Origin of the sequence: Massilia sp. TSP1-1-2 (assembly GCF_049896185.1) — a bacterium.
Taxonomy (GTDB): domain Bacteria; phylum Pseudomonadota; class Gammaproteobacteria; order Burkholderiales; family Burkholderiaceae_D; genus Telluria_A.
This window is the reverse complement of record NZ_JAFCTU010000027.1, coordinates 64,530-72,750: the sequence shown is the minus strand read 5'-3', so window position 1 is coordinate 72,750 and position 8,221 is coordinate 64,530. Positions and strand designations below refer to the sequence as shown.

The following is an 8,221-nucleotide window of genomic DNA, read 5'->3' as shown; positions in this document are numbered from 1 at the left end:
CGGGCGGCCGCCGGCGAACGGCTGACCGGCGTGCTGATCGAAAACCGCCCGGCGCTGGAAGTCATCCAGGCGCACGACGCTCCGACCACGCTCCATTTTGTGGATCCGCCTTACGTCCACGCCACGCGCCACCATCGGGGGCGCAAGGGCTACCGCCACGAAATGGACGACGCGGACCACGCGGCGCTGATCGACGTGCTGCGCGATGTGCAAGGCCTGATTGTCCTGTCGGGCTATGAGTCGGACCTGTACCGCGATCGCTTGTCGGGCTGGCAGCGTTTCACGACCACGTCGCGTATTGCGGGCGGCCGCGGCTCGGTGCTGCGCAACGAAGTGGTGTGGGTCAATCCCGCCTGCAGCGCAGCGCTTGCCCTCGAAGCATCACAGAAACGGTTGTTCGCATGAAGCCCGGTCAACTCAAGCGCAGCACGGCAGGGCTCAAGCGGACCCCGATCGCCGCCTGTACCGGAGGGTTGAAGCGCACGGCCATGGCCGCCAGTTCGACACCGATGGTCCGGACCGGCATCAAGCAGGGCGCCGTCCAGCTGGTGCGCACCACGCCGATGGTGTGGAAGCAGATCGACCGCAGCACAAAGCCGATGGTGGCCATGCCGCGCCGGCGCCGGTTGCGTTCGCGCGGCCCGAAGATGACGCCGATTCGCTCGTCAGCCGAAGGGGAGCTTTGCGACTTCAACATCGCAGGCCTGTGCGACCACGGCACCGAAACCACGGTCTGGTGTCACTCGAACCTGTACGCCGACGGCAAGGGCATGGGCATCAAGGCAAACGACGAGGCCGGTTGCTACGGCTGCGGCGCATGCCACGCTTTCTACGATGGAGGATGGACCAACCACCCGGGCATGACCCGGGAACTGGTGGAACAGGTATTTGCACGAGCACGCGCCAAAAGCCGCCTGAAATTGAAGCAAAAAGGATTAGTGAATGAGTATTAGTTTTATGACAGCGGCATGGAAGTCAGCTTTGCAATCAGGGAAAAAGATGGTGCTGCTCGCCCTGTGCGACAACGCCAACGACCAGGGCGAATGCTATCCGTCGATCAGCACGATCGCCATCAAGTGCAGCATGGGCGAGCGGACCGTGCAGGGCCATATCACCGACATGGAATCGATGGGCATCATTCGGCGCGAACTGCGCAACGGCCGCAGCACCATTTACCACATCGATCAGGGCCGTTTCGACACCCCCGCAGAATCCGCACCCCCGCAGAATCCGCACCCAACCCCCGCAAAAGCTGCACCCCCACCCCCGCAGATTTTGCAGAAAACCCCCGCAGATCTCGCACCCAGAACCGTCAAGGAACCATCAAAGGAACCACCAGTTAACCGGACGAAGGCGCGCGGTACCCGCTTGCAAGAAGAATGGGCCCTTCCGAAAGCTTGGGGAGTCTGGGCCATGGAAAAGCGCCAGTGGACCGAGGAATTCGTCCGTGAGACGGCTGACGCATTCCGGGATCACTGGATTGCCAAGCCTGGCACCGGCGGCGTCAAGCTCGACTGGCTGGCCACCTGGCGCAACTGGGTCCGCAATGCGCGCGGCCCGCAGCAGACCGGACGCACCGGCCCGGGCTGGTGGACCTCCGACGATCTGAAGCTGGACAAGGGCAAGGAGATGGGCATGACGCCGCACCTGGGCGAATCCATGTTCAATTTCGAGAAGCGCCTGCGGGCGGCGATCGACAACGGCGGCAAGGAGCCGCCACCGCAGCGCATGAGCCGTGTCGGCATCCCGCCCGAGCCCGCCAGCCCGGCCGGCAAGATGAGCGACGAAGTGCGCGCCCAGCTCAAGGCCCTGACCGGCCGCAGCGGCGCCAACCCGAAGAAATCCACCAACGACGAGGACCCGCAAGCATGACCACCGCAACCACCACCGCAGCCGCCGGCGCGAACCAGCTGTTCGACTTCATCATCGAAAAGATGGCCCTGAAAAACGACGCAGCGCTCGGCAGGGCGCTCGAAGTGGCGCCGCCCGTCATCAGCAAGATCCGCCACGGCAAGCTGCCCGTCACGGCGCGCATGATGATCAAGATCCACGACGTGGCGAACATGTCGATCCGCGAGATCCGCACCTTCCTGGGCACGGAGCCGAAGTGAATTGCGAGTTCTGCGCCGCCCTGACCGGCCGCTTCGACGCCAACCGCGAATGCTGCCGGATCCGGCTGCTGGCCGGCGCGCCGAACCACTCGCGCCAGGAAGTCTACGCCCGGGTCAAGAAGGGCGTCGGCGAGCAGGCGGCGACAGAACTGCGCAACAAGGTGAACGCGGAATACAAGCGGCAGCAGGATTGCAAGGCGGCCATCGTCCGTGCCCAGCACGATCGCGCCACCGCCAAGGGGCGCCAGGAAGCGGCCGCGCTACTCAATAAAATGAAGGAATCGAACATGAATGTTTCACCAGTCCGGGAGTTTGCATAATGGCCATGCGCGCCCGCGTCATCGACCTGCCTGCAGCTGCTGCGCCGAAGAAGGCCCGCCATGGCGCCCGCTGCGACGTGGTCGGGATCCTGTCCGCGTCGTCGCTCATTCAGGGCCAGATCGAAAAGGCCATGACCGAGCCGCTGCCGGCGCTGCTGCACACCGAATCGTGCCTGCGCTACTGGACGGCCTTCGTGCAGCTCAAGCACCCCGCCGCCACGCTCGACGTGTGGTTGCCGCTGTGCGAGGCCATGAACATCGCCATGCTGCTGTGCGAGGAAGACATCGGCGCCCAGTACCTGGACCTGTTCATCGCCGCCCAGGAAGCCATCTTCCGTGCGTGGATGCGCGGCGAGCGCACCGGCAGCTACCGCCTCGACGGCCCGGGCATCGCTGTCATTACCGAAGCGCTCGAAGTGCACGACGCCCAGCTCGACGTGTCTCTGCGCGGGGACCTTGCCAAGGCCGAGCGCACGATGCTCGAACGCATGGCCGAGGGCAACCACTACAAGGCCGAGCCCGTCGCGGCCTGACCACCACCACCATCATCAACGGGAAACCATGAATTTCAAACGGATTTTGGATCGGCTGCGCGACGCCGCGAGTGCGCAACCGGTCAGCGACGAACATCGCTCGATGGCGAATGGGCGCAGGACAGTCAATCGGGCAGACCTGGCCGAGCTGCTGAACCACCACGACCGGCTCGACGCGGCCGCCCGCCTTGGCTACCCGCCCCATATTGACGCACTGGTGGACGCTGCGGCGATCGCGCTGTGCTACCTGCCCCCCGGCCAAGCGGCCGAACGCCTGCGCCAGGCGGCCCACAACGCGAGGCCATCGAAATGAGATTCCCGGAAATCAACTCACGCGGCGAAACTATATTGAAAACCTTCCTGAAGGGTTCCATGACGATCTACCAGGGCGCCGAGGCGCATGGTGAATTCGCCACGGCGCGCTTGCCGGACGGGATCGACCACGCCAAGATGGTCGAGCTGTACTGCGATCTGGTCGAGCGCGGTTGCCTGATCCGCGAAGGCATCAAGTACCGGCTCTCGCTCAAGGCCCAGTTCCACCTCGAGGACCGCGCCCGGGCGCCGGAAGAGCCGCGCTCGCTCGTGCCACCACGCGTGCGCAACTTCTTTGCCAAGCCCCTGTTCGTCGGATATTCGCCCCTGTTTCCGTGGCGCCTTGCTCTGTAAAAACGAAAATCTAAGTTTTCCCGAAACCGCCCTTAGACTGCCTCGCGTTGATCATGGAGGCGGGGCAAATGAAAACGAAGGATCCGATTACGCAATACTGCTGGGACTGGGTGCGCTGGTGCGAGACACGGCACTTCTACATCCGCTCGGTGGGGCAAGGCACGCTCGGCGCCCTGCAGCAGGGCAAGGGCACCGGCCGCGAACCGAACGCCCGCAACGATCCGGACATGCAGTACTTCAATATGGCCGTGCACACGCTGCGCGACATCGCCAAGTACAAGACCGAGTGGGCCGCGTTCGAGTACTTCTACCTCAAGTCCGATCAGGTCGTTAAGCGCACCGCCGCCGACCTGGGCGTCGGCCTGCGCACCTACTACGATCTGGTGCGCCGCTTCGAGCGCCGCGCCTACAAGCTCTATCCCGTCCTCAAGAAGACCCACGAGGAAATGATGGCGGCCACCGCCAAGCAGGCCGCGCTCGCGGTCGAAGACATCGACTGACCGGCCGCCCCGCCGACCCTTCCCGACACCTTCGCCCGGAGCACCATGACCTGTACCGTCTTTCTGGTTGGCAGTAAATACCACTACCGATTCCGCCTGACCCCGCTCGCCCGGGTCCAGCGCAGCACGCGCGAGTCGGACAAGCGCCGCGCCCAGAAGGTTGCCAACCTGGCGTACGCCGCCGCCCTGATCCGCGTCAACGGTGGCCAGTCCATGCCCACGCTCGACGGCCTGATCGATCAATGGTTCGAGATCCGCGGCCCGGTGGCCAGCGCGTCGCACCGGCGCAGCGTCGACCTGTTCAAGCGCAAGCACCTGTACGGTATGGGCGCGCTGCCACTCGACCAGCTGCACACCGAACGCGTGGAAATCGCCCGCAACGCGCACCTGCCCACCCGCAAGCCGGCGTCCGGCAACCACTGGTTGCGCATCCTGAACCTGCTGGTCAACTGGGCCGTCAAGCGCAAGATCCTCGCCGAGCGGCCGTGGAGCGTGGCCATGCTTCCCGAGCAGAAGACGCCGCGCCAGATCCTGCCCGTCAGCCTGACCGACGCGTGGTTCGTCGCACTGGACGCGGCCAGCCGGCGCCGCCCGTCGGTCGCGATCGCCGTGCGCCTGATGTACGGGCTGGGCCTGCGCGAGTCGGAAGCGGCCACCGCGCGCTGGGAATGGATCGACTGGGAGCGCCGCACCTACACGCCGGGCATCACCAAGGGCAAAGAGGCCGTGCCGATCCGGATCCCGGGCTGGCTGGCCGGCTACCTGCAAGAGCGGCGCCAGAAGGACGGACCGATCACGCCCGGCCGCAACGGCCAGCTCCCGGAAGGCTACGCCCGCCACGCCATGCGACAGGCCAACCTGGCAACCTCGCTCACCGGGATCACGCCGCACCGACTGCGCGGCACCTGCGCGACGCTGCTGTCGGAAGAGGGCACGCCTATCCAGACCATTCAGGCAATCATGCGCCACAAGGATTCGGCCACCACCATGCGTTATCTCGAAATCAACATGGACACCGCTGGCGCCGCGCAGGACCGCATCGAGGGCAAGATACGCTTTGGTGGGCGCAAACTGGGCGAAGACCTCACCAGCGAGGCTACAGCCACATGAAGACGCGGACAAACCATAATCATCCGTGTCTTTCCACCCACTGGTATTGCTTTCAAAGCAAGTGCCCGGTTGCGCGCACGGTTGCACAGCCCCCGCGCAACCTGAAATGCAACCCTGGCGAAACCCTCGCGCAAATTGTTCCACGGCGCGCAGGTCGTGCAAATCGCACCCCGTCAATTCTTCGAAATCACAAGCAATATCAATCACTTAGCTGTGTGCGAAAAACGCGCGCCGAGCAGCTGGGCGACGCATCCGGGAAGCCAGAATTTGGCCAAAAATTGGGCCTGTTGGAAGAGCCTCCAAGGTTACACAAAATCCGGTTACACAAAAAGTTACACAAGACCAATTTGTGTAACCAGCCCACTTTTTAATCACCACCAAAAACGCGAAGGAATGACTGCCATGAGAGACTACCAACCGAACCCGATAATCGTCGACCGCGCCGTCGAACTCTGGATGCGCGCCCTTGGCGCCCCGGTCTACAGGAACGCTTTACTTGGCACTCCGGACGGAATCGCCATGGCGCCCGTCATGGCGCTCGCTGCGATGCTCCCGAAGAACAACACGCCAGACATCCTGGCCGCATTCGGCGTTGCGCTGAAAAGGCGGTTGCTGGAAAAGCAAACGTCAACCCACAATCCGGACTACCACTTCTACGCGGATACCTTGTGCGTCGATTACGACCCGTGTCCGATGCTGGCCGCTGCCGCAGCTGAGGCCGGACTAAAGATGGAATTCCCATGCAAGACGCACATGTGGATCGCCGCGAACTACGTTTCGTTCTCCATGGGATACGGTGCGCGCGACAAGCACCACTATCCGATGGAAGGCGGTCGTTGGCTGGTTACCGACCTGCGCGGTGATGACGTCGACAAGGTCATTGGGAGCATTGAAACCGGCGCACCGCTGGGCCTGACGATCGAGCAAGCCAATCAGGAGGGGCGCGCGTGACCACACTGATCTCCATCGACGAAGCCGCAGCGCAGGGCATCGAGCGCCTTCGCCTCCCCGTGTGGGCCAATCCGCTCGACCACCTGAAAATTGACATCTTCGACGGCAAGCCGGGACCGTGGACCCACTTGTATGCGCCCCTCAACAAGGAATGCAACGGCCACGACCCGATCGACGTCCTCTGCCTTCAGGTGGACTACACGGCGAAGAGCTACTTGCCTTACGAGGGACCGACTAGCGATTCCGTCGAGTACAAAGCCGCCCAGGCTGCATTCGAGGGGATCTTTAAATGACGCCTACCCACGTCGCAAAGCCCCAAACCGTCACCGCCTACGCCATCACCAGCTGCGAACAGACTGACGACGGCTATCGAATCACCACTGCGGACGGTGGCACCTTTGACCTCCTGGCGGCTGAACTCTACATCATCGGCGAGGGCAAGCCTGGCGACTACCTTTGGATGCGCCCGAAGGAGATGCACCTGATGGACAAGGGCATGTTCGAGTACCGCTACATGCAAATCGCCGACATACCCGCCGCACCCGCACAAGTCTGCAAAAACTGCACCTGGGAGAGCGGGCCTGATTGCCCTCGGTGCGCCACGCCCCTCACGAACGTCACCGGGAAACCGCGCCCCGATCAGCGCGGATCATAAAAGGATGGAAATGCAGCCTACCCATGTCGCAAAGCCCGAGCTGATCCGCGCCGACGTGATCCATAACTGTTCCGTGACCTTAGCGGGAATGAACATCGCCTTGCGGGCCGGCCGTACCGTCGACGTCGAGCTGCTTTCCGGCAGTCCCGTTCCACGGATCGGCGACTACCTGATCGAGGGCGACGGCTTCACCTACGTACTGCCCAAGGATGTGTTTGAGCAGCGATACATGTCGCTCGCGCTGGCCAGCTGGCCGGCGCTCACCTACATGGGCGAAGGCCACCACGACATGGGCGTGGCGAGCGGCGCCGGCACCAGTCGCGGCAACCTGATCCATGTTTACCGCGACGCCAAGAACGGCGCGCTCTACTACCGCACGCCCATGGAATTCGCCGAGCGCATGAAGCGCAAGTAAGTACGCCAACGGGAACCGCGCCCCGCCATGCGCGTCTATCGATTGACCAAAATGAAATATATCCACCATACGAACGGCGTCCAGATCGACGCAAACCAGATCACCGGCGTCAGTAAGCGCCGCTCACGCGCTACCCCGGGCTTCCTGTTGCGCCTGGCATCGGGCGCCGACTTCCTTGCCAGTAGCGACATCACGGCCGGCGTCATCCCCAGTGCGGGCGACTACCTGGCGCACTACGAGGGCCGGCCGGTAATCGTGCAGCAAGCGCCGTTCGAGCAGAACTATTCGCCGGCGGGCGGGCTGTGTTTCGGGCGCGCCCTGATGCGCCTCAAGTTGGGCGAGCGGATTGCGCGCACCAGCTGGGAGGCAGACTCATTCATCTGTCTCGGCGCCGCGCATCCGGGCCTCGAGGCGGAAAAGATCTGGAACCAGCACGCGCGCGCCATGGCTGAAGCCAACGGCGGCACCGCACCAGTTCACCAGTACTTCATCCATGCCGAGGGCGGTCAGATCCAGATGGGCTGGGCTCCCAGCCAAACGGAAACGCTGGCCGAAGACTGGCACGTCGTTTAACTCACAGGAGAGAACCACCATGACCACCACCATTTTCAAGTCGAGCAGCGTAGGCGTGTCGAGCCACATCGTGCTGCCGGGCCGGACACAAGGGAAGACGACGTCCATGCATCCGGCGCACCTTGCTGTATCTAATCGCATCGCACTTCTAGCCCGTCAGCTGGGCGTCGAGCGCGCGGCCCGCGCCATCATCCAGTCCGGAGGACCAGACCTCACCACGGCAGGCCTGTGCACCGCGTACTTCCGCAAGCAGATTAGCGGCTATGCGTGCGACCTGGCCGGCGTCGAACACTGGCACGGGCTGCAAATGCCACCGCGCCGCCTCAAGCCCGTCGCATCGGCCGTGCGCATTGCCTGCCTCCCCGCCTGATCACAACTCAAGGACCG

The 8,221-nt window shown here is 63.6% G+C and carries 15 protein-coding genes and 1 pseudogene; all 16 read left to right on the top strand.

What is annotated here, in order from left to right; genetic code table 11:
• Positions 1-405, top strand: a pseudogene (locus ACP7BV_RS20485) (DNA adenine methylase); the annotation flags it as partial.
• Complete coding sequence (locus tag ACP7BV_RS20480; protein ID WP_426106415.1) at positions 402-953, top strand: nuclease domain-containing protein; 552 nt, start codon at positions 402-404, stop codon at positions 951-953. The pseudogene ACP7BV_RS20485 and the gene ACP7BV_RS20480, both read left to right, overlap by 4 nt.
• Positions 954-999: 46 nt before the next feature.
• Entirely contained in the window at positions 1,000-1,872 is an 873-nt protein-coding gene (locus ACP7BV_RS20475) for a helix-turn-helix domain-containing protein (RefSeq protein ID WP_426106414.1), read from the top strand.
• A complete protein-coding gene (locus ACP7BV_RS20470) occupies positions 1,869-2,111 on the top strand; it encodes a hypothetical protein (protein WP_426106413.1) in 243 nt (80 codons plus the stop codon). The genes ACP7BV_RS20475 and ACP7BV_RS20470 overlap by 4 nt, the downstream gene beginning before the upstream one ends.
• Positions 2,108-2,431: a hypothetical protein gene (locus tag ACP7BV_RS20465; protein ID WP_426106412.1), complete on the top strand. Its 324-nt coding sequence runs from the start codon at positions 2,108-2,110 to the stop codon at positions 2,429-2,431. The genes ACP7BV_RS20470 and ACP7BV_RS20465 overlap by 4 nt, the downstream gene beginning before the upstream one ends.
• Positions 2,431-2,964 (top strand): hypothetical protein, encoded by a 534-nt coding sequence (locus tag ACP7BV_RS20460; protein ID WP_426106410.1) that lies wholly within the window; start codon positions 2,431-2,433, stop codon positions 2,962-2,964. The genes ACP7BV_RS20465 and ACP7BV_RS20460 overlap by 1 nt, the downstream gene beginning before the upstream one ends.
• A 28-nt stretch (positions 2,965-2,992) precedes the next feature.
• The gene (locus ACP7BV_RS20455; protein WP_426106408.1) at positions 2,993-3,277 is read left to right on the top strand and encodes a hypothetical protein; all 285 of its coding nucleotides are present in this window, start codon (positions 2,993-2,995) and stop codon (positions 3,275-3,277) included.
• A 35-nt stretch (positions 3,278-3,312) separates the two neighbouring features.
• On the top strand, positions 3,313-3,630 hold the full coding sequence (locus tag ACP7BV_RS20450; RefSeq protein ID WP_426106406.1) for a hypothetical protein: 318 nt from the start codon (positions 3,313-3,315) through the stop codon (positions 3,628-3,630).
• 68 nt (positions 3,631-3,698) lie between these two features.
• A complete protein-coding gene (locus ACP7BV_RS20445) occupies positions 3,699-4,130 on the top strand; it encodes a hypothetical protein (RefSeq protein ID WP_426106404.1) in 432 nt (143 codons plus the stop codon).
• A gap of 45 nt (positions 4,131-4,175) precedes the next feature.
• The gene (locus ACP7BV_RS20440) at positions 4,176-5,240 is read left to right on the top strand and encodes a tyrosine-type recombinase/integrase (protein ID WP_426106403.1); all 1,065 of its coding nucleotides are present in this window, start codon (positions 4,176-4,178) and stop codon (positions 5,238-5,240) included.
• Between the two features lie 402 nt (positions 5,241-5,642).
• The gene (locus ACP7BV_RS20435; RefSeq protein WP_426106402.1) at positions 5,643-6,191 is read left to right on the top strand and encodes a hypothetical protein; all 549 of its coding nucleotides are present in this window, start codon (positions 5,643-5,645) and stop codon (positions 6,189-6,191) included.
• The gene (locus ACP7BV_RS20430) at positions 6,188-6,484 is read left to right on the top strand and encodes a hypothetical protein (RefSeq protein ID WP_426106401.1); all 297 of its coding nucleotides are present in this window, start codon (positions 6,188-6,190) and stop codon (positions 6,482-6,484) included. Before ACP7BV_RS20435 ends, ACP7BV_RS20430 begins: the two co-directional genes overlap by 4 nt.
• A complete protein-coding gene (locus ACP7BV_RS20425) occupies positions 6,481-6,846 on the top strand; it encodes a hypothetical protein (protein WP_426106400.1) in 366 nt (121 codons plus the stop codon). The genes ACP7BV_RS20430 and ACP7BV_RS20425 overlap by 4 nt, the downstream gene beginning before the upstream one ends.
• Positions 6,847-6,856: 10 nt before the next feature.
• On the top strand, positions 6,857-7,261 hold the full coding sequence (locus ACP7BV_RS20420) for a hypothetical protein (RefSeq protein WP_426106399.1): 405 nt from the start codon (positions 6,857-6,859) through the stop codon (positions 7,259-7,261).
• A 51-nt stretch (positions 7,262-7,312) separates the two neighbouring features.
• On the top strand, positions 7,313-7,834 hold the full coding sequence (locus ACP7BV_RS20415) for a Thoeris anti-defense Tad2 family protein (RefSeq protein WP_426106398.1): 522 nt from the start codon (positions 7,313-7,315) through the stop codon (positions 7,832-7,834).
• Positions 7,835-7,853: 19 nt separating this feature from the next.
• A complete protein-coding gene (locus tag ACP7BV_RS20410) occupies positions 7,854-8,204 on the top strand; it encodes a hypothetical protein (RefSeq protein ID WP_426106396.1) in 351 nt (116 codons plus the stop codon).
• Positions 8,205-8,221: the final 17 nt, after the last annotated feature.